22 protein-coding genes are annotated in these 24,053 nt (G+C 71.2%); 9 read left to right on the top strand and 13 right to left on the bottom strand.

Translation table 11 applies throughout. The features are described from left to right. Window positions 1-2 precede the first annotated feature (2 nt). The 5 genes from H6726_12325 to H6726_12305 form a co-directional block, all read right to left on the bottom strand. On the bottom strand, window positions 3-1,100 hold the full coding sequence (locus H6726_12325; protein ID MCB9658426.1) for a CAP domain-containing protein: 1,098 nt from the start codon (window positions 1,098-1,100) through the stop codon (window positions 3-5). Between the two features lie 91 nt (window positions 1,101-1,191). Next, complete coding sequence (locus H6726_12320; GenBank protein MCB9658425.1) at window positions 1,192-3,201, bottom strand: ATP-grasp domain-containing protein; 2,010 nt, start codon at window positions 3,199-3,201, stop codon at window positions 1,192-1,194. Between the two features lie 11 nt (window positions 3,202-3,212). Continuing rightward, window positions 3,213-4,835 (bottom strand): acyl-CoA carboxylase subunit beta, encoded by a 1,623-nt coding sequence (locus tag H6726_12315; protein ID MCB9658424.1) that lies wholly within the window; start codon window positions 4,833-4,835, stop codon window positions 3,213-3,215. Between the two features lie 221 nt (window positions 4,836-5,056). Then, window positions 5,057-6,556: an insulinase family protein gene (locus tag H6726_12310; protein MCB9658423.1), complete on the bottom strand. Its 1,500-nt coding sequence runs from the start codon at window positions 6,554-6,556 to the stop codon at window positions 5,057-5,059. Next, complete coding sequence (locus tag H6726_12305) at window positions 6,553-7,953, bottom strand: insulinase family protein (protein MCB9658422.1); 1,401 nt, start codon at window positions 7,951-7,953, stop codon at window positions 6,553-6,555. Before H6726_12305 ends, H6726_12310 begins: the two co-directional genes overlap by 4 nt. A gap of 92 nt (window positions 7,954-8,045) precedes the next feature. Between H6726_12305 and H6726_12300 the strand changes: the two genes are divergently transcribed. Next, window positions 8,046-8,936, top strand: a complete 891-nt coding sequence (locus H6726_12300; GenBank protein MCB9658421.1) for a hypothetical protein — start codon at window positions 8,046-8,048, stop codon at window positions 8,934-8,936. A gap of 7 nt (window positions 8,937-8,943) precedes the next feature. Here the strand turns inward: H6726_12300 and H6726_12295 are convergent, their stop codons facing one another. Further along, window positions 8,944-10,356: a hypothetical protein gene (locus H6726_12295; protein ID MCB9658420.1), complete on the bottom strand. Its 1,413-nt coding sequence runs from the start codon at window positions 10,354-10,356 to the stop codon at window positions 8,944-8,946. Window positions 10,357-10,723: 367 nt separating this feature from the next. Between H6726_12295 and H6726_12290 the strand changes: the two genes are divergently transcribed. Further along, complete coding sequence (locus H6726_12290) at window positions 10,724-12,424, top strand: PKD domain-containing protein (GenBank protein MCB9658419.1); 1,701 nt, start codon at window positions 10,724-10,726, stop codon at window positions 12,422-12,424. Between the two features lie 9 nt (window positions 12,425-12,433). Here the strand turns inward: H6726_12290 and H6726_12285 are convergent, their stop codons facing one another. Continuing rightward, on the bottom strand, window positions 12,434-13,159 hold the full coding sequence (locus H6726_12285) for a hypothetical protein (GenBank protein MCB9658418.1): 726 nt from the start codon (window positions 13,157-13,159) through the stop codon (window positions 12,434-12,436). Between the two features lie 120 nt (window positions 13,160-13,279). Here H6726_12285 and H6726_12280 point away from each other — a divergent pair, with 120 nt between their 5' ends. The 4 genes from H6726_12280 (at window position 13,280) to H6726_12265 (ending at window position 17,521) form a co-directional block, all read left to right on the top strand. After that, window positions 13,280-14,251, top strand: coding sequence for a glutathione S-transferase family protein (locus H6726_12280; GenBank protein ID MCB9658417.1), 972 nt, complete (start codon window positions 13,280-13,282; stop codon window positions 14,249-14,251). Window positions 14,252-14,260: 9 nt separating this feature from the next. Then, window positions 14,261-15,070: an MOSC domain-containing protein gene (locus H6726_12275; protein MCB9658416.1), complete on the top strand. Its 810-nt coding sequence runs from the start codon at window positions 14,261-14,263 to the stop codon at window positions 15,068-15,070. Beyond that, complete coding sequence (locus H6726_12270) at window positions 15,067-15,906, top strand: hypothetical protein (protein ID MCB9658415.1); 840 nt, start codon at window positions 15,067-15,069, stop codon at window positions 15,904-15,906. Before H6726_12275 ends, H6726_12270 begins: the two co-directional genes overlap by 4 nt. Before the next feature lie 586 nt (window positions 15,907-16,492). Further along, window positions 16,493-17,521, top strand: a complete 1,029-nt coding sequence (locus tag H6726_12265; protein MCB9658414.1) for a transposase — start codon at window positions 16,493-16,495, stop codon at window positions 17,519-17,521. 110 nt (window positions 17,522-17,631) lie between these two features. Here H6726_12265 and H6726_12260 read toward each other — a convergent pair whose 3' ends face one another. From H6726_12260 to H6726_12245, 4 genes are all read right to left on the bottom strand, one after another. After that, on the bottom strand, window positions 17,632-18,417 hold the full coding sequence (locus H6726_12260; GenBank protein ID MCB9658413.1) for a hypothetical protein: 786 nt from the start codon (window positions 18,415-18,417) through the stop codon (window positions 17,632-17,634). A gap of 135 nt (window positions 18,418-18,552) precedes the next feature. Then, entirely contained in the window at window positions 18,553-19,503 is a 951-nt protein-coding gene (locus H6726_12255) for a lysophospholipase (protein ID MCB9658412.1), read from the bottom strand. 21 nt (window positions 19,504-19,524) lie between these two features. Beyond that, a complete protein-coding gene (locus tag H6726_12250) occupies window positions 19,525-20,325 on the bottom strand; it encodes a PaaX family transcriptional regulator (GenBank protein ID MCB9658411.1) in 801 nt (266 codons plus the stop codon). Window positions 20,326-20,349: 24 nt separating this feature from the next. Next, window positions 20,350-20,709: a hypothetical protein gene (locus H6726_12245; GenBank protein ID MCB9658410.1), complete on the bottom strand. Its 360-nt coding sequence runs from the start codon at window positions 20,707-20,709 to the stop codon at window positions 20,350-20,352. A gap of 128 nt (window positions 20,710-20,837) precedes the next feature. Here H6726_12245 and H6726_12240 point away from each other — a divergent pair, with 128 nt between their 5' ends. Next, window positions 20,838-21,113 (top strand): hypothetical protein, encoded by a 276-nt coding sequence (locus tag H6726_12240; protein MCB9658409.1) that lies wholly within the window; start codon window positions 20,838-20,840, stop codon window positions 21,111-21,113. Between the two features lie 208 nt (window positions 21,114-21,321). Here the strand turns inward: H6726_12240 and H6726_12235 are convergent, their stop codons facing one another. After that, window positions 21,322-21,576, bottom strand: coding sequence for a hypothetical protein (locus H6726_12235; protein ID MCB9658408.1), 255 nt, complete (start codon window positions 21,574-21,576; stop codon window positions 21,322-21,324). 19 nt (window positions 21,577-21,595) lie between these two features. Between H6726_12235 and H6726_12230 the strand changes: the two genes are divergently transcribed. Further along, on the top strand, window positions 21,596-22,330 hold the full coding sequence (locus tag H6726_12230; protein ID MCB9658407.1) for a pyridoxine 5'-phosphate synthase: 735 nt from the start codon (window positions 21,596-21,598) through the stop codon (window positions 22,328-22,330). A 12-nt stretch (window positions 22,331-22,342) separates the two neighbouring features. Here H6726_12230 and H6726_12225 read toward each other — a convergent pair whose 3' ends face one another. Continuing rightward, complete coding sequence (locus H6726_12225) at window positions 22,343-22,960, bottom strand: RHS repeat protein (protein MCB9658406.1); 618 nt, start codon at window positions 22,958-22,960, stop codon at window positions 22,343-22,345. Between the two features lie 192 nt (window positions 22,961-23,152). On the opposite strand from H6726_12225, the gene H6726_12220 reads away from it, so the two are divergent. After that, window positions 23,153-24,013, top strand: coding sequence for a LamG domain-containing protein (locus H6726_12220; protein ID MCB9658405.1), 861 nt, complete (start codon window positions 23,153-23,155; stop codon window positions 24,011-24,013). Window positions 24,014-24,053: the final 40 nt, after the last annotated feature.

Genomic DNA, 24,053 nt, shown 5'->3' with positions numbered 1-24,053 from the left:
CGTCAGTGCGGCACGTAGCGCGGCCACGCCGCGAACAGCGCGACCACGCACGTCCCTCCCGCAGTGTTCACCGTACCGTAGCCCACGTCGGTGAAGCGCGGGTCCACGAGGGTCATGTGGTGCGAGGGGCTCTCGGAGAGCACGCGCAGCGCCGCCTGCAGGTCACGCCCCCGCGCGACAGTCTCCCCCACCACGCGCGCCTGCACGCCGCGGCGCAACAGACGCTCCCGCGGGTCCTCGGCGTCCCCCTCGACGCCCTGATGGCGCACGCGGCCGCTGTGGCACACCCGCGCTGCGTGGGCACTGGCCTCGACCACCAGCAGTCGGTTCAGGCGCAGGTCACGCACGCCGTGATGTGCACGCAGCGCCCCCACCCGCGACGGGAGGTCATCGTCGCCGTCCACGGAGAGCGTTGCGCCTGACGCGGAGGTGGACGCGGCGGTGCCCACCAACAGGCGCGAGAGCGGGCGGGGACCCGACGGCCCACTCGCCACCAGCTGCAAGAGCACGGGGCGCGGCAGCCCGGCGGGGACGGTGAAGCCGCGCGCGAGCACGTCGTCGTCCACGGGCCAGCGGTGCAGCTGGTCGTCCGCGTCGCGTCCCGCCAGGTACGCATCACGGAAGCTGGGCGCGAGGGCGACCCGCACCTCATCGGCGCTTGCACCGCTCGCGACGTCCCGCGTCAGCCGACCTGCGCGCGCGGCCACCACGAGCACGCGCACCGTCTCGCTCTCCGCCTCGCCGCACACCAAGGGCGCGTCCGCGCGCTGCCGGGCCTCGGCGAGGAAGCGGGCCCGCGCACGCGCGTCGCTCACGGGAGCTCGCAGGACGCGCGCCCCAGGCAGGTCGGAAGACGCCTCTGCGAGCGCCACGCTGAGCGAGTCCCCGTCGGGAGCGCTCGGACGCAAGAGGAGCGCCGCTGCGGCCTCGTCGAGCGCATCCTCAGGAGCGCACGCGGGCGCCTGTGCGCTCGACGGCGCGGAGATGCCCGGGCCCCCGGGCCAAGCACCGACGGCCACGATGCCTGCCATCAGCGACGCCAGCGCCACCCCCAGCGGGCGACGCGCGGTGCGTTGACGACGGAGGCAACGGGTGGACACGCGGGGAGCAGAGCACGAGCGCGCCCTCCCCGGCCAGTTCGCGACCGGGCCAAGGGCAGGGTCGTGCACGGACGCCGCCTGACGGCGTCGGCTACGCGGCGTCGTCGTCAGGCGTGACCAGCGCCAGCAGTGTATCGGCCTCCACCTGCTCGCTGGCCGCGACGTAGAGCTCGGCCACCACGCCATCGGCGCTGGCGGTGACGGCGTGCTCCATCTTCATGGCCTCCATCACGAGCAGCGTCTGTCCGGCCGCGACGCGGTCACCCGCCTGCACGCGCACCTCGATGATCTTGCCGGGCATGGGCGCCACACAGCCGCCCTTGGGCACCTGCGCCGCGAGGTCCGGGAAGCGCGGCTGCTCGCGCAGCTCGACGCTGGCCTCGGCCCACTGCACGAAGCAGCGCTCGTCGGCCAGCACCACGCGGTAGCTGCGCCGCAGGCCGTCCACCTCGAGCCGCAGCGTGATGGCGCGCCCGCTGGTCTCGGCGGCGATGCGCGTCACCTGGCGCGAACCGCTCGGCAGCGTGACCTCGAAGCGGCCCGCGCCCGCGTGCACGTACTCCACGCGCAGGCTGTCGCCCGAAGGCGGCTCGAACGCGGCCCACTCGGGCGCGAAGCGGTTGTTGCGGAAGCCGCTGGGGACGCCAGGCACGACCGCCCGGGCTCCCTCACGCGCCGCCTGCGCAGCCAGCGCGGCCACCAACGCGGCCTCCTCCAGCTGCGCTGCAGAGGCGTCCGTCGTGATGCCATCCGGGAAGTGCTGGTCGATGAAGTGCGTGTGCAGGTCGCCCGAAAGGAACGCCGGGTGCGCCAGCAGCTGCAGCAGGAAGTCGCGGTTGGTGGCCAGACCCTGCACGGACAGCATGGAGAGCGCGCGCTGCATGCGTCGTACGCTCTGCTCGCGGTCCGCGCCGTGCGTGATGATCTTCGCCATCATCGGGTCGTAGTGGATGCCCACCACGTCACCCGACTCGACGCCGCCGTCCACACGCAGCCCCTCCATGGCGGGCAGGTACCAGTCCAGCACGGGGCCGCTCTGCGGCAGGAAGCCGCCCGCCGGGTCCTCCGCGTAGATGCGCACCTCGAGGGCGTGGCCCATGAGCGGCACCTCGTCCTGCCCGAACGTGAGCGCGCGCCCCTCGGCCACCCGGATCTGCTGCTCCACCAGGTCGAGCCCGGTGATGCACTCCGTGACGGGGTGCTCCACCTGCAGGCGCGTGTTCACCTCGAGGAAGAAGAACTCGCCCTCGGGCGACAGGATGAACTCCACCGTGCCGGCGTTGGTGTAGCCGATGGCCTGCCCACAGAGCACGGCCGCGGCGCCCATCTTGGCGCGCAGCTCGGGCGTGAGCGCGGGCGACGGGCTCTCCTCGATGATCTTCTGGTGGCGCCGCTGGATGGAGCACTCGCGCTCGTGCAGGTGCAGCAGCCTGCCGTGCGCGTCGCCCAGGATCTGGATCTCGACGTGGCGCGGGCGCTCGACGTAGCGCTCCACCAGCAGCGTCCCGTCGCCGAAGCTGTTCTCGCCCTCGCGCCGCGCAGACGCGATGGCGTCGGCCAGCTCGCTCTCGGCCCGCACCAGCTTCATGCCCTTGCCGCCGCCGCCCGCGCTGGCCTTGAGCAGCACGGGGAAGCCCACCTCGAGGGCCTTCTGCGCCAGCACGGCGGGGTCTTGGTCCGCCCCGTCGTAGCCGGGGATGACGGGCACGCCCGCGGCGCCCACCAGGCGCTTGGCCTCGCGCTTGCTGCCCATGGACGCGATGGCGGCCGCCGTAGGCCCGATGAAGATCACGCCCGCGTCGGCACAGGCCTGCGCGAACGCCGTGTTCTCGGACAGGAAGCCGTAGCCCGGGTGGATGGCGTCGGCACCCGTGCGCTTGGCGGCCTCGAGGATCTTGTCGGCGCGCAGGTAGCTCTCCGCGCTGGGCGCGGGCCCGATGCGCACGGCCTCGTCGGCTTCGCGCACGAAGGGCATGGACTCGTCCGCGTCGGAGAAGACCGCCACGGACGCGATGCCGAGGCGCTTGCAGGTGCGGATGATGCGGCGCGCGATCTCGCCGCGGTTGGCGATGAGGATTTTCTGAATGCGTGTGGTGCTCATCTCGAAACCTCTCAGTGCCGGAAGACGCCGAATTCCATGGTGCCCGCGACGGGCGCGCAGTATGCCGCCGACAGGCTGATGGCGAGCACCGTGCGGGTGTCGCGCGGGTCGATGATTCCGTCGTCCCACAGGCGCGCGGAGGCGTAGAGGGGGCTCGACTGATCGTTCACCTGGCCTTCGATCATCATCTTCATGACGGTCAGCTTCTTCTCGTCCACCTCTTCGCCCTTCTTGCTGGCCGCGTCGCGCTGGATGATGTCCAGCACGCCCGCCAGCTGCTTGCCGCCCATGACGGCGATGCGGTGGTTGGGCCACGTGAACACGAAGCGCGGGGCATAGGCGCGCCCGCACATCGCGTAGTTGCCCGCGCCGTAGCTGGCGCCGGTCATGATGGTGATGGCCGGCACCGTGCTGTTGCTCACCGCGTTGATGAGCTTGGCGCCGTTCTTGATGATGCCCTCCTGCTCGTACTGCTTGCCCACCATGAAGCCGGTGGTGTTCTGCAAGAACACCAGGGGGATGTTCTGCTGGTTGCACAGCTGGATGAACTGCGCGCCCTTGTTGGCCGAGTCGCTGAAGAGCGTGCCGTTGTTGGCGAGGATGCCCACCGGGAAGCCGTGCACGTGCGCCCAGCCGCACACCAGGGTCTTGCCGTACAGAGGCTTGAACTCGCTGAAGCGCGAGCCGTCCACGATGCGCGCGATGACCTCGCGCTGGTCGAAGCCCACGCGGATGTCGGCTGACGCGATGCCCAGCAGCTCCTCGGCGCTGTAGCGCGGCTCTTCCACCACACCCGGTCCCGTGGCGGGCATCACGTTGGGCTTGTCGTAGTCGAGGTGCGCCACGATCTCGCGCCCGAGGCGGATGGCGTCCACCTCGTTCTCCGCGAGGTAGTCGCTCACGCCGCTGATGCTGGAGTGCATCTCGGCGCCGCCCAGCTCCTCGTGGTCGGTCTCTTCGCCCGTCGCCATCTTTACCAGCGGGGGGCCCGCCAGGTAGACCTGCGCCTGCTCCTTCACCATCACCACGTAGTCGCTCATGCCCGGCAGGTAGGCGCCACCGGCCGTGGAGCTGCCAAAGACGAGACACACCGTGGGGATGCGCGCCTTGCTGCGCCGCGTGAGGTCGCGGAAGCCCTCGCCGCCGCGCACGAAGATCTTGTCCTGGTTGGGCAGGTCCGCGCCGGCGCTCTCGATCAAGCTGACGCCCACCATGCGGTTCTGCTCGGCGATCTCCATCAGGCGACCGCTCTTGTTCACGCCCATCGGCGTGACCGCGCCGCCCTTGACCGTGGCTTCGCTGGCCGTGATGACGCACTCGGTGCCGCTGATGACGCCGATGCCGCCCACGAGGCCGGCGCCGGTGGTCTCGCCCTTGATGTCGTGCCCGGCCAGCGCTCCGATCTCGACGAAGTGCGAGTCCCGGTCGAGCAGCAGCTCGATGCGCTGCCGCGGCAGCAAGCGACCGCGCTCCACGTGACGCGCCACGTACTTCTCGCCGCCCCCAGCGCGCGACTGCTCGAGCGCCTTGCCCACCTTGGCGAGCATCGCGAGGTTGCCCTTCTGGTTGGCCGCGTAGGCCTCCGAGCGGGTATCGACTTTGGTGCGTAGGACCGGGTACCGTTGCGCCGTCATGACCCGCGAATCCTAGAAGCTGCGGCCCCCGTGTCAACGCCAAAATGAATGAGCATTCAGTCAACGAGCGCCACGGGACGCGCGTGGACGCGCCCTCCCCGCCTGGCAGAAGCCCGCTCCGAGAAGCTCGCTCCGCGCGTGCCGGGAAGACGCCGTCGGCCCGCGACCCTCGGCCCCGAGCGGCGCGCGTGGACCGTTCGAGCCCAGGCGAGCGCCCGCCCTCAGCGGAGCGGCACCCCCAGCGGAGCAGGGACCAACGCGAAGCCCGCCTCGCTGCGCGTGACCTGGTAGCCTCTGAGCGCCTCGAGCGGCCCCGTCAGCACGACCACGTTGCGGGCCGGTCGCAAGCGCACAGTGGCCACGCCATGCACTGCCGACGCGCTGACGTGGCGGGTGGCCTCCGCCCGCGCAGCCACGTCGTCGACGCTCATGCGCGCCGAGAAGGCGCGCTGACAAACCCCCAAGAGCCCTCCTGGCGTCGCGAAGCGCGCCTCCCACTCGCCCCACACAACGCGCCGCGCGCGATCCAGCTCGGCCTCCCCGAGGGGTGCTTGCCGCACGCGCGTCAGCTCGGTGAAGAACGCCGTGAGCGCCGGCACGGCGCGCTCCGCGTCGATGCGGGCCTCGATGAACGCCGCGTGCCCGGGGTAGTCGAACCACGAGCCCCAGCGCACGCCATAGCTCGCGCCCAGCTGGTGCCGGATACGCGTGTTGAGGCTGGACGTGAAGCCCCCGGCGAGCACGGCCTCGAGCACTTGGTACGCCGCCCAGTCGTCTTCGTGCAGCTGGGGGGCGGGCAGCCCATACACCAGCTGCAGTTGCGAGCTGCGCATGCTGCCCGCCCCGAGCGGGAGCTGCGTATCGTGCGCAGGCGGCGCGCTGCGCGTGGCGCGCGGTCGCCCTTCGTAGGGTGCGCCGAGGCGTGGCTCCACCAGCGCGCGGGCACGCTCGGCCGTGATGTCCCCCACGAGGATGACCGCTGTGTCCGCGGGGCGGAACGCGTCACGCGTCACCACGCTGAGCAGCGGCGGCGACACGTTCGCCACGGCGCGGTAGCGATCGCGGCGCAGCGCGCCGAACGACGCGGAGGGGAGGTACAGCGCCTGCATGGCGAAGCTGCGCCCAGCGCCTAGCGGGGAGCTGGCGGACATCTCCTCGTCCAGCAGCAGCTCGGCACGCGCTTGCTGCATGGCTCGAGTGTCGAGCTCGGCCACGATGGCCTCCGCGAACGCGTCGAGCACGGTCTCGAGGTCCCGCGTCTGCGCGGTCCCCGTCACCGCGGCGCCTGTGAGCCCAGCCCCGAAGCCGAGCACCGTGTCCGGTTGGCGGAGCACGCCGAGGCGCGCGATGTACGCGGACGAGAGCTCCAGCGCGCCTGGCTCGTAGTCGAGCTCGGTGGCGCGCGTGACGAGCGCCACCGACACGGTGGGCCACCCGGGCCGTGGCACCACGATGAGCGTCAACCCGTTCGGCAGCTGCACCTCGCTCAGGGCGGGCGCGCGTAGCGGTGGGCCAGGGAGGATCTCGGGCGGGTGTCGACGGAACGGCTCGTCCGGCGCGCGCGTTAGCGGATGAGTCGGCGCGGGGAGCCCTCCGGTCGCGCCGCACCCCACCATCCACACCAACATCAGCAGCGTCGCGAAGCGCGAGCGTGGCGCGAGCTGCGCCGTCCGCGCCCACGACGCCGAGGGAGGACCCGGCTGTGTGACCACACGACTCACTGGAGACCTCCCACGCGCAGCGGCGCCACACGTCCGCCCATGGGAGCGTCCGGCACGCTGCGCACGTGCACGACCAGGCGACGGTCGATGGGCAGCCAGGTGTTCGCCACGCGCCGGACGTCGTCGGCCCCTAGCGTCGCATAACGCGACGCGAGGAAGTGCGGCGACACCACGTGGCCCTCTGGGCTGAGGGCGAGGCTCATCGCGCGGTCGTCGTACCCCTCGTAGCCACGCGTAATCCAGTTGGTGGCGTCCTCGAGGTACGCCGGCAGCGTGCCCGCGCGGAGTGTGTTCTGCTGCAGCTGCGCGAGGTATCCGTCCACCGCCGCGACGTACGGTCGCGGGTCCGTGCCGGGCTCCATGTTGAGCACGATGCTGAACTCCGAGGCGAGCTGATGGCTGGCCTGCGCGGCGCCCGCGCTGCGCAGGGGACCGGTCACCATGGATTCGAGGCGCCGGTCGAGCAGCTTCGCGAGCACATCCAACGTGGCGTCGTCCGCCTCGAGGTAGGGCGGCGTGGGCCACACGAGCATCACGGTATCCGTATACGTCGGAGCTTCGAACTCGACGAACCGCGACGCATCGAGTCGCACGACGGCGGGCTGAGGCACGGGGACGGGCGCGCGGCTCCGCGGGATGGACCCGAAGTACCGCTGCACGCTCGCGATCGCGCGGTCCGGGTCGACGTCGCCCACGATGGCGAGCGTGGCGTTGTCGGGCACGTAGAACTGCTGCAGGAACCACTGCACGTGCGCGAGACGGATGGACGCGACGTGCTCGGGGTCGTCGCCCAGCAGCCGATAGGGGTGCCCCTCGGGGTACATCGCCGCCTGCACGGTCTCGGTCAGCCAGCCGCTGGCCCGGCCGCTGACTCGCTCGCGCCACTCCTGGAGCACCACGCTGCGCTCGCGCGCCACCTTCGCCTCGTCGAGCGCCGTGATGAGGTAGGCCATGCGATCGCTCTCGATCCACAGCGCCAGGTCGAGCTCGCGAGCCGGGAGCTCGACGTAGTAGGTGGTGGCGTCCTGACCGGTCATGCCGTTCATGCCCGTTCCCCCCGCGGGCTCGAAGTAGGCGGCCGCCCCCTCCGGCGCATGCTCCGACCCGGTGTACATCAGGTGTTCGACGATGTGAGGCAAGCCGCGGAACCCCTGCGGCGTGGTGCGGAAACCCACGTGGTACTGCAACGCCACGCCCACACGCGAGGAGCGCCGGTCTCGCTGTACGAGCACGCGCAGCCCGTTGTCCAGGCGGCGCTCGACGACGGGGAGGTTGGGCACCTGCGCGTGTGCGGGCGAGGTCGACCCGAGCGCCCAGACGAACGCGACCGAGCCGAGCCCGACCGCGCACAGGATCGAGAACGCGACCAAGGGGCCACGTGGGGGGATGCTCCTCATCGCGCGAGCATACGCCAGCGGAGCGCGTTGGGCTTCCGTTGTTCCGGAAACATGCTTCCGTTGTTCCGGAACCATGCCCTACTCTGGCGCGCATGAGCTGGGAGTCCGTCGACGCGCTGCCCGAGACCCGCACGAGCGGGTCGCCGTACCACGGCGCGGCAGAGCCGGTCGTCGCGCGGCGCGGGGGCCCAACCGCGTTCGAGCGCGTGCGGCAGTTCTTCGGCTCGACGCCGGAGCTCCCGTCGTCGCAAGCGGCGCGCGAGGTCGTGCTGACGCCGAACCACGTGTACGTGGAGCGCATGACCGGCGTACGGCAGCGCGTGCGCCTGGACGCCCTGCGAGGCCGCCGGGTCGACGGGCCGCGCGTCATCTACGGCATCCACGCGGGTGAGGACCTCGCGCTCTCGACGCGGCCCGGCTGCCCGGTCATGGCGGCGCTCGACGCACGCGTCGTGGGCCCCGGGGAGCCCATCGAGGCGCCGCTCACGTTCCGCACGGCGCGTGCGTTGGGGGTCGGCCTCGCCACCCCTGCGCTGCTCCTCGGGCTGTACTTCTTGACCGAGTACAGCCTGGAAGAGATGTGGGACCGCATCCACGACGGGATGTACACCGCCGAGGTGGTGCTCGGTGTCGCCGCGGGCTTCGCGTGTGTGCTGGTGGGCCTCGCGCTGCTGTTCACGGTGCCTGTGACCTGGCGGGTCGACGCGGTTGGCGTGCACCGCGCGCACGGCATCCTGCCTTGGCTGCACTACCACGAGCCGCCGGAGGATTTTCGCGCGGTGCACGTGCAGACGCTGCGCTCACCGGAGGGCGCCCCCTTCGCCATCGAGGTGCGGCTGCTGCGCCGTGCGGAGAAGAATCGCGAGCTGATCGTGACGCGCCTCTCCGCGCGGAGCGTCGGCGCGGCCGCCGACGCCGAGGCCATGGAGCTGGCGCGGCGGCTCGGCCGACACCTGGGCGTGCCGGTCCAGCGTGGCGGATGACGCGCCCTCAGCTCACGCCGAGGCTCTGACGCAGCGCCTGATACGCCGCCGTGCGCGGCGCGAGAGCCAGCAGCCCCTCGTATCCAGGGCGGCGTTCGGCGTTCATCGTCATGGAGCGCAGCGTGGCGTCGAGCAGTGGCGCGAAGGCCCGCTCGGGCAGGCTGACCCTGTGCTCCACGCCCAAGACCGCGATGGCGAAGAGCGCGTCGCCGCGGATCGCGGGGGCGCCCATCAGGTCGTTGACGATACCCAACAGCTCGAGCAGCGCATCGCCAGGCGCCCCACACTGCAGCACGTGCGCCGCGGCGCGACGCGCCACGACCAGACCGTCTTCGCCGATGTTGCGCGACAACGCGCGGAGCAACCCGCTGCGATGCTGGCCGCTCGGGAGGGCGTCTCCCTGCCCTGTGAGCGCGCCGCCCACCTGCCAAGCAGCCCCGGGCGCCGTGGGCGCCGACGTGGACCCCAAGCCTCCATGTGGCGTGGCTCCGGTGGCCATGGCTCCATGCGGTGTGGCTCCGGGCCCCGGGCCCCCGTGCATGTCCATGCCGGGCCCAGTGACCGGGATGGGACGGGAGACCGCGGGGGCGACCACCGCAGGCGCGGCGGGCGCCGTGTGCGCAGGCAGGCTGACCGACATCGCCGCGACGGTGTCGGCCGTCCCCATCTGCGCCGCGCTCGGACGAGGCACGGGCGCCTCCTCTGCGGCCTGCGCGCGTGCTGCCGCCGTCCCGTCGCCCGCGATGGCGAGCGGCTCCAGCATGTATGCGAACCAGCGGCAGCCGGTCTCCGCGGCCCATGTGAGGCACTCGTGGAGGTGTACCGCCGCCCACGGGTCGAGGCGCGCGTCGGCCACCCCGTCGTGTACTTGCTGGAAAAACTCCGCGCGCCGCATGATGCGTGACGTGGGCGCCGGCTGGGCGGCGAGCAGGCCGAGGCCATCGGGCGTCGTGCCGTAGACCCAGCGCGGATCGTCTCCGTCGGGCTTGTCGTGCGAAGCGCTCAACGCGTAGACCACGAGCACGCGGCAGTCCTGGCGCTGGAAGCGATACGCGGCCGGATCGCCTACGCTCCCCACACGGGCCAGCTCTCCCCGGAAGCGCGAAGAGTGCACGACGGGCAGCAACGAGCCCAGCGGGCGCACGCCCGCCGCGTCCGGGCCACCCGCGTAGAGCACCTCGGGAACTGCGCTGGTGGCGACCTCACACGAGAGCGCTCCTCCCCACGCCGCTTGCGCCAGCTCACGTAGGTCAGCCCGCAGCGCGGCGTCGTCGGGGGCCTCCGTGGCCACCTTCAGCGTGAGTCCATCCACCGCCAAGGCGTCTGGCGCGACCCCTCGAGTCTGCAGACGCCCCACGAGGGTGTCCGTCGCGCGACGACTCGCGGCATCTCGGAAGCTGAGGCGACCCACCACCTTCATGTGCGGCCTCCTCCCAGCACGGCGCGGCGCGTGAGGCGCGGGATGCGCAGGGAGCACCCGGAGCTTTCGAAACGGAACAGTGACCACGACATGCGGGGAGCAGGACTGTGCCACGTGTGCACGCAGCGTCACAGTCCACAGGCAGGAACCCGCCGTCTACCGGCGAGCCGGCCCGGTGAGCCGTGGCCCGCATTTCGCTCGACGCGACCCATCGAGGCGCATTTCGGCAAGAAGTGGCCGCCCTCGATGGGAAGTGTAAGCATGTGCCTACATGACTCGGCGGGCATGCCCCTTGCAGCCGCCGACTGGCCCTGCGCACCGACGCGGGACGCGAGTCGGACGCGACACGTGGGATAGGGAGCACGACATGAACGGAACGCCACAGCCCAGACACGCACCTCGCAGGGGTCGCGCGGCCACGCCCCTCGCGACGCTGCTCGCCCTGCTCGCGTCCCAAGGCTGCGGCGCCCGCGACGGGATCACCACCGAGGCCCCGGATGCCTCTCGCCCTGGCGCACCGGTGGAGGTGGACTGCGGGCGCAGCGTTCAGTACACGGCGCCGCGCCAAACGCTCGAGCTGGTCGCCACCGCGGAGTCGGAAAGCCCCATCATCGACGCGGCCTTCACGTTCATCGAGGGGCCTGGCATGCCAACCCTCGAGCCCCCTTCGGGACCCCGCGCGCTGTTCACGCCGACGGAAGCCGGTACGCACTTGGTCCGTTTCGAGGCGACCAACGCGGACGGCCGGGCAGCTTCGTGCGACATCACGGTGGAGGCGGTGGTTGGCCCACCTGTCGCGATCTGCCCCGAGGATTCTTTCCGCACACCCGTGGACTCGGCCGTGCTCTTGGAGGGGGCAGGCTTCGATGATGACGCGGTCGTGGGCTACCAGTGGGACGTCGTCCGCACCGTCGCCGGCGCCTCGCCGGTGCTGCAGCCACGCACCGAGCCGGTCACCCAGTTCGAGAGCGACGTGGCTGGCGAGTACCTCCTGCGTCTGACCGTGTACGACGAAGAGGGCGCGACCGACGACTGCTTCGTGCCCGTGACGGTGACCGACCGCCCGACCGTCATCTGCCCCGAGGGTCCCATCGCCGCACCGACGCGCCAACCTGTGGCGCTCGAGGCTGTCGTGATGGACGATGGCGCCGTCGTGCGGGAGACGTGGGAGGTGGTGACGCGCCCCCAGAGCAGCAGCGCCTCCCCCACCCCGTCCACGTCGCGGCGCACCACGCTCACCCCCGACCGCGTGGGCGAGTACCGCCTGCGCTTCACGGCCGAGGACCAAGACGGCTTCACGGACAGCTGCGAGGTGAGCGTCATCGGCACCGAGACGCCGCCCTCGGTCATGTGTCCCGCGGTGATCGAGACCACGCCGCTCACGCCCACGGCCGTCAACGGCAGCGCGGTAGACGACGGCGTCATCCGCTCGGCCGGCTGGACGGTCATTGGCGCGCCCACGGGCTCCGCGGCAGGTCCGCCGCGCCCAGCGGACAACGTGCGCACGGTGTACACGCCGGACATCGCGGGTGAGTACACGCTGCGCCTGCGCGTCCAAGACGACTCCGGACACTCGGCGGAGTGCACCACCCTCGTGCGCGCCGTGGCCACGGAGGGGCTGCGCGTGGAGATCTTCTGGGACACGAACGGCACCGACATGGACACCCACCTGTTGCACCCCGACGCGCGCACGTGGAACTCCAGCCTCGACTGCTACTACGGCAACTGCATCGGTGGCCTGTCGTGGTCGGCCCCGGGACAAGCCGACGATCCCCGCCTCGACATCGACGACGTGGACGGGTTCGGCCCCGAGAACATCAACATCATGACGCCGGCCGCGGGGACCTACCGAGTGGGCGTGCACTCGTACCGCGGTGATGGGCGCGTGACCGTCCGCATCTACTGCGGAGGCTCGGCGTCGACACCGCGGCGCACCTTCGGCCCCACACGCTTGTCGCAGAGCGACCTCCTCTGGCGCGTCGCAGACGTGACCATCTCACCGACTGGCTGCGTGATCGACGAGCTCGGCTCCGTGCGGGACTTCTCGCGCACGGGCGAGCCACGCTGACCCGCGCGCTCACGGGTCGAGGCGGTAGACCTCGTTGACCTCTTCGGCCCGGAACAGGCAGTACTGCGCCCACTCCACCCACACGCTCTCGGGGCCCAGCGGCGCCAGGGTGCGGGCGCACACGCCGTAGGCCGAGCCGGCCTGCAGCGCGATGGGCTGGCTGGCCTCCGTCAGGCTGTTCAGGAACACCTCGAGCAGCTCGGGGTCGGCGGCCACTTCCACCGGCACGGGGGCGCCGCGGAAGGCGATGACGAACTCCTCCAGGCTGTAGCCCACGAGGGCACCGGCCACGCCAGCCTCGGGGGTGTTGGGCGTGAACACCCGCGCCGAGTCGACGATGGCCAGCGTCGCGTCGATGCGCGCCTGGGCCCACGGGCTGAACTCGGCGTCGGTCCACGCGGTGACGGCGTCCATGGTGGCCTCGCCCTCGAACTCGGGCGGCGTCATGGCGGAAGCCTCCTCCACCTTGGCCCAGAGCTGCTGCAGCTCGGCGCTCAGCTGGTGCCGCGGCGTGCCCGAGCTGGGCACTGGGATGAGCGTGGTGGTGGGCAGCTGCAGGGTCTCGGCCAGCGGCGGCTCGGTGATGGGGTCCACCTCCGTCTCGCCACCGCTGCTACCCTCGGCCCCCTCACCCTCGGTGGTGCCGGACGAGCTCCCGGCGCACCCGGGCGCGGCCCCGAGCACAGCGATGACGACGAAGGACAACAGGCGGAGATGGAGCGAGAGGCGGCACATGGCCTCTCCCATACCAGCCCCCGGGACGGGAAGGCGAGTTGAAACGCTCGGGCGGGGGGCGCGACCCTCGGGGGCGGCTCCGCGGCTCGGAGCGCGCTCGCTCCGAAAGAAAGACAGCGCATGGGACTCCTGATCGACGGCCAGTGGCACGACGCCTGGTACGACACCAAAGCCACCGACGGCCGCTTCGTGCGCAAGGAGTCGTCCTTCCGCCACTGGGTCACGCCCGACGGCACACCAGGTCCGACCGGCGACGGGGGCTTCGCGGCCGCGTCCGGTCGCTATCACCTCTACGTGAGTCACGCCTGCCCGTGGGCGCACCGCACGCTCATCGTGCGGCGGCTGAAGGGGCTCGAGCCGCACGTGAGCGTGTCCGTGGTGAACTGGCTCATGCAGGAGCACGGCTGGACCTTCGACGACGGGCCCGGCGTGGTGCCCGACCCGCTCCATGGCGCGCGCGTGCTGCACCAGGTCTACACCCACGCCAAGCCCGACTACACGGGGCGCGTCACCGTGCCCGTGCTGTACGACAAGGAGCGCGACACCGTCGTCAGCAACGAGTCCTCGGAGATCATCCGCATGTTCGACGGCGCGTTCTCGGGGGTTGTGGCGGAGGGCCCGGACCTCTACCCGGAGGCGCTGCGCGACGAGATCGACCGCGTCAACGAGCGCGTCTATCACACGGTGAACAACGGTGTGTACCGCGCCGGCTTCGCCACCACGCAAGAGGCCTACGAGGAGGCCGTGCGCGAGCTGTTCGACAGCCTCGACTGGCTGGAGGGGCTGCTGGGCGAGCGGCGCTACCTCGCGGGAGACCAGCTGACCGAGGCGGACGTGCGGCTGTTCACGACGCTGGTGCGCTTCGACCCCGTCTACGTGGGGCACTTCAAGTGCAACCTGCGGCGCATCGTGGACTACCCCAACCTGCGCGAGTTCACGCGCGAGCTGTACCAGCTGCCCGGCGTGCGCGAGACCGTGCACATGGACCACATCAAGGGGCACTACTACCAGAGCCACGAGACCATCAACCCCACGGGCATCGTGCCGCTAGGGCCCGTGTTGGATCTCGACGTGCCGCACCAGCGAGGGTAGTCCAGGGCCATGCGCGTCACTGGACTGTTCGTGTACCCCATCAAGTCGTGCGGCGGTGTGCGCCTCGAGCAGGCCGAGGTCACGCGCGCGGGGTTGCAGCACGACCGGCGCATCATGGTGGTGGACGGCGCGGGGCGGTTCCTCTCGCAGCGCACGCACGCGAGGCTGGGGCGCGTGAGCACACGTCTGGAAGGCGACGGAGTGTGGGCCGAAGCCCCCGAAGGGCGCGTGTGGGTGCCGTTCGCGCTGGACCAGAGCGCCACGCGCGCGACCGTCACCGTGTGGAACGACACCTGCGAGGGCCTGGTGCACGCGGAGGGTACGCAGCTGTTCCGCGAGGTGCTGGGCCTGTCCGACGCACAGCTGGTGGTGCTGCCCGATGGTGGAGAGCGCACGGTGAACCCACGCTTCGGGCAGGCGGACGACCGCGTGGGCTACGCCGACGCCTACCCGCTGCTGCTGATGGGAGACGCGTCGGTGCATGACCTCGCCGCGCGCGCCGGGGTGCCGCTGGACATGCGTCGCTTCCGCCCGAACGTGACCATCGAGGCTGCGCCCTACGTGGAAGACCGCCTGGCGCACTTCACGCTGGGCGACGTGCGCTTCCGCGGGCCCAAGCGCTGCGACCGCTGCGTGCTGACCACGCTCGACCCGGACACGGGCGCACGCGGACCGGAGCCCCTGCGCACGCTGGCCCAGTACCGCCGCGGCGCGGACGGCAAGGTCTACTTGGGCATGAACATCATCCCCGACGGTCCGGGCACGCTGCGCGTGGGCGACACGCTGCGCGACGTGGTGGAGCAGGAGCCGAACCCGTGAGCGCGGGCGACGAAAGAGGGCGCGACCAGGCCGAGCGGGCAGGAGCGCTGGACGACGCGTTCTTCGACCTCGCCCACGTACACGACACGGCGGGCATCGCCGCGCGCGCCGCGAGCCTGTTCGGGGCAGGCTACGGCGGGCGGCCGGGCGTGCTGCACGTCACCGCGGTGGACGGCAACACGGGGCGCACGCTGCGCATCGACGAGCACACCCCCAAGTGCCTGGCGGACACCTTCGCGCTCAACCTCGTGCGGGTGCGGGCCGAGGCCATCGTCATCACGGGCAAGCTCCTGCGTGACGAGCCGGGCCTGTCCTACGCGCCCGGCGCCCCAGGAGCGCCCTGCCCGGCCCTCGCGACCTTCCGGCAGCAGCTGGGCCACACCGCCCCGCCCTGGCTGGTGATCATGACGCGCGGCGCCGACCTGCCCCTCGATCACCCGGTGTTCCACGACGGACACACGCGGCCCCTGGTGTACGGGCCCGAGGAAGGCGTGGCCCCGCTGCGCACCCAGACCGCGGCCGAGGTGGTGGGCGCCGCGCATGACGGTGGGCTGCCGCAGCTGATCGAGACCCTGCGCGCGCGCGGGGCGCACACCGTGTCGTTCGAGGCCGGGCCCAGCACCACGCGGCACCTATACGACGCGGAAAGCCCACGGGTGGACGAGCTGCTGCTGTCCACCTACCGCGGCGCGCCGCTCGCCGAGTCACAGCTGGCGGGTGCCGCGCCGAGCCCTCCAGCGGGCTTCACCGACGCGGGTGTGGGAACGGTGGTGCACGCGGTCAGCGGGCCGTGGCACTTCGCGTGGTTCAAGCGCGGGCGGAGTGGACTGGGATAGCGGTTGGGGTCTGGCGGTTGGGCGGTGGTGATTGGTCGGCTTGGACTGCCGGCGAGGCTGTCTCAATGCAGCTGGCAGTCGGGCCTTGGGGCAGTATGGAGTGCCGGCCAGGCTGTCCTAATTCAGCTGGCAGTCGGGACTTGGGGCACCCCGGACTGAAAGTCCGGGGCAGCAACCTCAGGTGATCGCGCGCTCGAAGTCCGCCCCCTGCGGAGGCGGACTGCGCCTCGTGGACCAGTGTCGGGTGTTCGGCGGGACGGGGGCGCTCTTGTAGCTGCGGTGGCGCCGAGCAAGACAGTCCTCCCCCTTGTGGGGAGGACTTCTCCGAGTGCCCGGCGGTAGCCGGGCGCTCGGAAGGATGCTGCCCCGGACTTCAGTCCGGGGTGCCCACAGATCGGGAACACCGTCCTTCTGAGACTCTTGAAAGTCTGGGTGCCCTGGGGGTGATACCGTGACTCAAGGGTCGAGCATTGCCTGGAACGCAAAAGTCTCAGGGTGTCCGGCCGAACAACGGGTGTGCCGACGACGTTCTTCCCGCTCTTGTCCTCGTTCACGTGGGTCTGGGCCACCCTCACGCCGCCGCCTGTTGCGCTTCCGCCATCGCGTCGCTCGACGAGCGCCTCTTCACGATCTTGGTCGCAAGGCACGCGAGCTTCGGTGTCCCATGCTCGCTGTTGGATGCGGACCGGACCACGTCCACGTCGTCGTTCGGCTCGCCAGCAGCGTGGCGCTCGGCGACCTGGTGCAGCGACTCAAAGGCGCCTCTGCGTACGAGCTGAACGGCGACGTTTCCCGCAGGCATCCCTTTGCTTGGCAAAATGGCTGCTGGCCAGAGTCCTCGGTCCCGCCGACCTCGGGCCCGTCGTTGCCTACGTTCAGCGTCAACGCGAACACCACGACGCTTCCCACCCCGCCGAGCGCTGGGCTTCCGTCAGCGATGCGCCACTCCGCCGGAGCGTGGACTGACTCGCGCACCGCTATGACCACCAAGCTGGGGCGGTCCCGCCACCACTGGGTTGCTGCGCAGCGAAGTGCGCCTCCGAGCGCGGCCGACCTCTCGCGCGGCGCCGCCTGGACCGTTCCGCGAGACGCCATCGTCCGCCAACCACCCGGCCGCACCTCACGAGACGCAGTCCGCGCTCCACAGGGCGGCGGACTTCGATGCGCGATCACCATCCGATTGCTGCCCCGGACTTTCCGTCCGGGTGCCCCCATCCCGCCAGGACGACTCGCCGTTCTGAGACAGCCCCTCTTCAGTCGGGTGCCCTGGTTTCGTATTCACGGATCGTTCTCACCCCCGCGCGCGGCCCGCAGCCAGCTCGTTCATCCGCGCCGCCAGCAGGCGGAAGTCCTCGCGGCTGGAGCCCCCGAGCAGTCGTGCGTGGTCAGCTCCACCTCCGCGGTGGCCCACACGTTGCGCCACTGGGTGGTGGTCGAGCTTCGGCCACGATGGCCACCGCTGCTCTGCCGTGAAGCTGAAGGCCTCCACGAACGAGGGCGAAGCGGAAGGTCTTGCAGATGCGTCCCCTTCGGCCGCTCCTCCCAGCCGCCGAGGTGGACAGCGCTTCGCGTGATGTCCGGCTTTCGGTGGCGGCGGCGTAGGGCACGAACCTGATGATGACTCAGCAGCCGCGCCCCACAGCGAAAGCGGCGCCGGAACCGAAGAAGCGCCAGCGCGTGCCGGTGTAGCCGATGTAGTGAACTCGATGGCGGCCCCCAACACTGTTAGCAGGCGCGCGCGCACGTCCGGCTCGGCCGTGTGCCCACGAACGGCCCACAGGCAGCCGCCCGCCTGCGTAGCCCGTGAAGGTGACCGTGCCGTCGGTGATGCCCGTGGCGCGCCAGTTCTCGCGCGCCGCGCTGCCGGTGGTGGTCACCAGCTCGCCCGACGCCACGGACAAGCCAGCATGGCGCAGTTGATGCCTGGTCGCCACGCCGCCGCCCAGCAGGATGTCGAAGCCCGCTTCGTCGTCGCGGATGGTCCGAGGCCTCGCGCACCACGGTGACGTCCGAGTCGCATGGCACCCATGTCGCAGTCCGGGTTGAGCGTGCTCCTCCGCCGCACTCGTCGGCCGACAGGGAGACCATGTTGCCGCTGCACGTCTGCTGCGGGATCTGCAGGAAGATGCGGTGCGTGTACTCGGGGTGGTTCTGCCGGATGCTGGGCCGGCTGGGCCACACCTCGCTCGGGCACACCACCTCGGGCCGCGTGCAGTCGAGGTCGAAGGTGAGCATGTCGCTGCCGTCGGGCGTGAGCGGCACCTGGAACGTCCCGCCCGTGGCCGAGACCGTGCGCATGTACTCGCGGCGCGCAGCGCCTGCGCCGATGGTGACCTTCACGGTGAAGCTGTCGTCGTACGCGATGTTCCACGCGCCGGACATGTCGGGCGCCGGGTCACGCGCGAACGCGGGCCCGCAGTCCCCCTCGGCCCCCAGCAGCAAGGGCGCGCACGCCACCACCAACGACGACGCGACCACGCGCGACAACCAACGAGACCTCGCAACAGACATCGGCACACTCCTACGCTCGGACCGCCGCGCCACCCACGACGTCCACGGCGCACGACCGAGTGCAAACGCGATACCAAGCCCGACACGCCGGAAATTCCGGCCGGTCAGCGGGGAAGCTGTGAACCCGCGGCCACGCTACGCGGCGGCGTGCGTGACCGTCTGGAGCGCCTGCTCGCACCACTCGAGGAGGTCGCCGATGACCTGCTCGCGGTTGGTCTCGTTCAGCGTCTCGTGCCGCGCGCCGGGGTAGATGGTGCAGCGCGTGTCGCGCATGCCCGCCGCCCGATACGAGCCATGCAGGCGCCGCACGCCGGCCCCGCGGTCACCCACAGGGTCTTCGCTGCCCGAGAAGAGGTAGATGGGCAAGTCCTTCGGCAGCCGCGCCAGCCGGCTGGGCTCGGTCAGCGCCGGCAGCGCGTCCAGCATGTCCAGCCAGGTCTGCACGCTGACGGGGAAGCCGCACAGCGGGTCGTCCACGTACTTGTCCACCTCGTCCGGGTCGCGCGAGAGCCAGTCCGCGTCGGTGCGGTTGGGCGCGAAGGCCTTGTTGAAGTCCTCGAAGCTGAGCTTGGAGAGGATGGGGCTCACGTCGCGGTAGCCCACGCGCAGGCGCTCGAGGCGCGTGAACAGGCGCCCCAGCGTGGCGATGGGTGGTGGCTTGCCGTTGCTCCCCGACAGCACCAGCGCGGAGACGGCCTCGGGGTGGTCCAGCACCAGCTGCTGCGCCATGAACGAGCCCATGGAGTGGCCCATCAGCACGATGGGCAGCCCGGGGTGCGCGGCGCTGGCCATGCGGTTGATGGCGTAGAGGTCGCCCACGGCGCGCGTCCACGAGGCATCGTCCGCCATGTGCCCGGGGCGCCCGTTCTCCGGGATGGTGCGCCCGTGCCCGCGGTGGTCGTGCGCGTACACCACCCAGCCGGCCTGCGTGAAGGCCTCGGCCACGCGCCGGTAGCGCCCCGCGTGCTCGGCCATGCCGTGCGCTATCTGCAACACCGCCTTGGGCTTGTCGCTGTCGGGAGACCACTTGTAGACGTGGACGCGCAGGGCGTCGGGGGCTTCGTAGCTGAGGTGCTGCTCGTTCATGGGACCGACGAGCATACCGGCTCAGGCCTCCTCATCCAAGTTGAGGAAGTCGCGCCAGAGGTCGAGGGCGCGGTCCGTGTAGGCCGAGAGCGTGGCCACCAGCGCGCGCCGCTCGTCGGCCGCCACCAGCTCGTCGGGCAAGAGCGGGTCGAGCACGATCCAGCGGATGGCCTCACGCGCCAGGAGGAAGGCCTCGCGCACGGCGTCCTCGGGCTGCATCTCGTCGATGCGCTTGGTGCTGGCCTCGAGCTGGTCCTTCATGTCGCGGTAGACCGCGCGCAGCGCCTTCTTGTCCCACAGGCTGCGGGCGCGCGACTCCTCGGACGGCTCGAGGTTGGCGATGCGGAACACCACCGCGCTGTCTTCCATGCCCAGCTGCCGCAGGCGCGGCCCCATGAAGGCCAGGTCCCCCTTGAGGTTGGCGGGGCGCACGTGCAGCCCCGGCCGCAGGCGCTTGAAGCCCGCCATCTTGAGCGCCTGCTGACGACGCCGCAGCGCGGGGCGGTCGGTTCGCGAGAGGTCCCCCGTGAAGCACGCCAGCCAGCTGCCGTCCCAGGGCTGCACCTGCCCCTCGAGCAGGCGCCAGCGCGAGACCTGCTCGTCAATGGGGAGCGCCGCCTGGCCCAGCTGGTACTGCCCGCGCTCTTCCGACTCCACCAGGCCCTCGGCGCGCAGTCGGACGATGGCCACGCGGACGCTGTTCTCGGCCACCTCGAACACGTCGGCCGCCTTCACCAAGATGCGCACGGGGACACTCGGGCCGTGGATGAGCGGGGCCACGGAGAGGATCTCGAGGATGATGCTCTTGGCGCTGACGTTCATGGGCCGGGAGAATACTCTGAAAAGTCAGGGGCGAAAGACCATCAACGCGACGGTAATAGTGACCGTGACGACCACCGTCAGCAGCGGCCAGCGCGCGCGGCGCTCCTCGCGACCGGCGGCGTAGAGCACCGCGTGCAGGGTGATGAACGACAGCACGAAGCCCGCGAGGATGAAGGTGGTGAACAGCGAGCGGCCCGTCAGGAACATGAGCAGGATGCCGAAGCACCAGGTGAGGCCGAAGCCCGGGCCGGCCACGCGGTAGGCGAAGATGCGCTGGCGCTCGATGTCGCCCGGGACGGTGGCCCCCACGGCGCCGGCCACGAACGCGAAGGCGGACAGCAGCTTGGCCAGGCGCACCAGCTGGAGCGTGAGCAGGGGGTCCATGAGGCGGCAGCATGAACGCAAAGGGGGGACTGGCCAACGCGGCTCGGCGTGTGGCAAGAGAAGGGGTGCTCATCGCTCGTCGTCGTGCTCCCCGCCGTGGTGCTGGCCATCGTGCCCGCTGGTCTCTGTTGGCCGTGCTCCTGCTGCCGTCGCTGGCGTTCGTGGGAAGCGGTCGTGTAGCCGCTCAGGACGCGACGGCGCCCGCGCCCACGAACGACGGCGTGGTCGGCCGCTGGCGCTTCATCGGAGGCACGGCCGAGGCCAGCAACATCAACCGCGCCATCGACGCGGCCCTCGCGGACTTCAACCCGGTCATGCGCGAGATCGTCGCGTCGCAGCTGCGGGACACCAACCGGGCGTATCCCGAGTTCAGCGTGGCGCTGGACCTGGCGACAACATCGTGACGCGCGTGAACGGCGGGCGCACCGTGAGCACGCCGCCAGCGGCGCGCCGCGCGAGGTGACCACGGCCGAGGGCGCGCGCAGGTCTCGCCAGCAGCATCCAGGGCAACCGGCTGAACGTGCAGACCATAATGGTCAAACCGCAGGCACGCGCACGCACTGCCGCATCACGCGCGGCGCGGACGGCGCCTCTATACGGTGGCGGTGCGCATCACCAGCAGCCACCTGCCGAAGCCAGCATCGAGTACCGGCTGACGTACGGCGCCCGTACGCCTGCGACGAACCCACGGGCCGGCGGCCCGACGCGCGGGATCTTGGCGCACCGCGGCTCGGCTTGCAGCGACTCGGTGCGCATTGGCTCGGCTTGCAGCGACTCGGTGCGCATCGGCTCGGCTTGCAGCGACTCGGTGCGCATCGGCGCAGCTTGCGGCGGCTCGGTGGGTGGCGCCGTTGGCGCGCGCTGCACGGCGCTCGTATAACGCGGGATGGCTCGTCTCAGCGTGAACGTCAACAAGGTGGCCACCCTGCGCAACTCGCGCGGCGGCGACGAACCCAACGTGCTGCGCGCCGTGCGCGCGTGCGTGACCGCGGGCGCCCCGGGCATCACCGTGCACCCCCGGGCTGACCAGCGGCACATCCGCCTGGACGACGTGCGCGCCATCGCGGACGAGCTCGCGCCCATCGCGTTCCAGGTGGAGCTCAACGTGGAGGGCGACCCGCGCCCCGACCTGGTGGACCTGGTGCGCGCCCTGCGCCCCGCGCAGTTCACCCTGGTGCCCGTGCGCCCCGGCGAGATCACCAGCGAGGCGGGCTGGCCCCCCGACACCCCCACCGAGGCCCTGCGCGACCTCGTGGCCGAGATGCGCCAGCTGGGCGTGCGCACCAGCATCTTCGTGGACCCCACCCCCGCCGCCGTGGACTTCGCCGCCAGCCTCGCCGCCGACCGCGTGGAGCTCTACACCGAGCCCTACGCCCGCGCCTTCGAGCGAGGCCCCGAAGCCGCGCAGGCCTCCTTCGCCATGTACACCGCCGCCGCCAAGCACGCGCGCAAAGCGGGCCTCGGGGTGAACGCGGGGCACGACCTCGACCTGCACAACCTCCCCCTGTTCAAGACCCTCCCGGGCCTGAGCGAGGTGTCCATCGGCCACGCGCTCATGAGCGAGGCCCTGTTCCGGGGCCTGGCACCGGTGGTGCGGGACTACCTCGACGTGCTGCGCTGAGCGGCCGGGCGGCTACGCGTCCAGGTTGGGGTACATGCGCAGGTTCGGCTGGCGGGCTCGAGTCCGGCGGACGCACTCGAGCCGCCCGTTCGCGTCGTAGGCGACGTCGTACTCCCCGTGCCGGCACAGCTCGTCCCGGTCGTTCGCGCCACGCGCCAGCGGCACGCCCCCGCTGTCCGCGCAGCCCAGGTTCACGCCCAGCTCCAGCACGCGGTCCGGCTCCACCACGTTCGTGCGGTTCCCGTTCAGGTCATACGCGTAGTCCGCTACCGGCGCGTCCAGCCCGTCCCGCACGCTCACCAGCCGCCCCGCGTCGTCGTACTCGAAGCGCTGCACCCGGCTCACGCCCTCCACCGTCTCCGCCCACTCCGTGATGCGCCCGAGCCCGTCGTGCTGGTAGGCCGACGCATACACCTCGGCCCCGTTCGCACGCACCGTGCTCCCTTGGTAGTCGCCAAAGCCGGGCGTCGTCGCGCTCACGTCCACAGCGTACTCCGTCTGCACCAACCCCAGCACGTCTTGCTCCACGTGCCCCTCCAGCGCGGAACGCGTCAGCGTCATCCCCGCGGTAGACGGACCGCTCACCCGCGACGTCGCCACCACGAGGCCGTCCAGGTCGTCGTACGTCACGTCCACGCTCCCAGACACCGGGCACGTCGCGACCATCGAGGGCCAACAACCACCCCAAGTGGGATCACACACGCGCCTGCGTTGCGCTCGCGGCGGGCAGCGCTCTACAGTGCAGGCTTGGAAGCAGCGTCATGCGTCGCTACGGCCGCACCCCAGTCGCGCCAGCCCCACGGCATGACTGGCCGGAGGGCAGTGCTCACCGTCCTCCTCGCGCTGTGCGCCCCGGCCTGTGGGCGCATCGCGTTCCAGACGCCGTGCTCGGATAGTCCCGGGGCCTGCGGCACCGACGTTGGCGTGGGCGACGCTGGAGCGGATGCCGCCCCTGTCGACGCGGCGTCCGACGCCATGGTGGACGCCGGGGGCCCAGGCATCGACGACGTGATCACGGACCCCGACGGCGACGGCCAGCCCGACCTGATCGCGTTCTATGCGCTCGATGGCTGCAGCCCCGAAGACACCTGGGGCGCGCACGACGGCGCGGTCGTCGGCACCCTCACCAGCGAAGCCGACCGCTTCGCGACCGCCGACGGAGCGTGCCGGTTCCCCGCGAACGCCTACGTCGAGGTGTCGTTCTTTGCCGACCTCGCGAGCCCCACGTTCTCGGTCTCTGTGTGGACCCGCGTGGACTGGGCTGCCATCAGCGGCTTCGGCAGCCTGTACACCTGGCGGGACGACAACCCCGTGTCGGGCTTCAACGTGTTCGCGCGGAACCTGGCGCCGACGGGCCGGTGGGAGCTGTACTTCGCACCCGATCCCCCCAACGCCACGGGCAACCCCTGGAACTCCGATCTTTTCGACGGGACCCAGGACGACGTCTGGCACCACGTCGCCGTGACCTACGACGGGACCGACGCGGTCTTGTACCTGGACGGCGCGGAGATCGCGCGCATGACCAGCAACTACAACGCGACCCACACGCGGCCACTGCGCATCGGCATGGGCACGGGCTCGGGCGGCGGGACCCTGTATCCGTTCGCCGGCATCATCGACGAGGTGGCGCTCTACGACCGCGCGCTCACTGCGGGAGAGGTCGCGGCGATTCAGACCCGGTGAGCGACGACGCGCGGCACGGAGCGCGGCCCCGCCCGTGTAT

It is taken from the genome of Sandaracinaceae bacterium (assembly GCA_020633055.1).
Classification (GTDB): domain Bacteria; phylum Myxococcota_A; class Polyangia; order Polyangiales; family Houyiibacteriaceae; genus JADJJE01.
The sequence above is the reverse complement of the archived record's forward strand: the minus strand, read 5'-3'. Positions and strand labels throughout refer to the sequence as shown.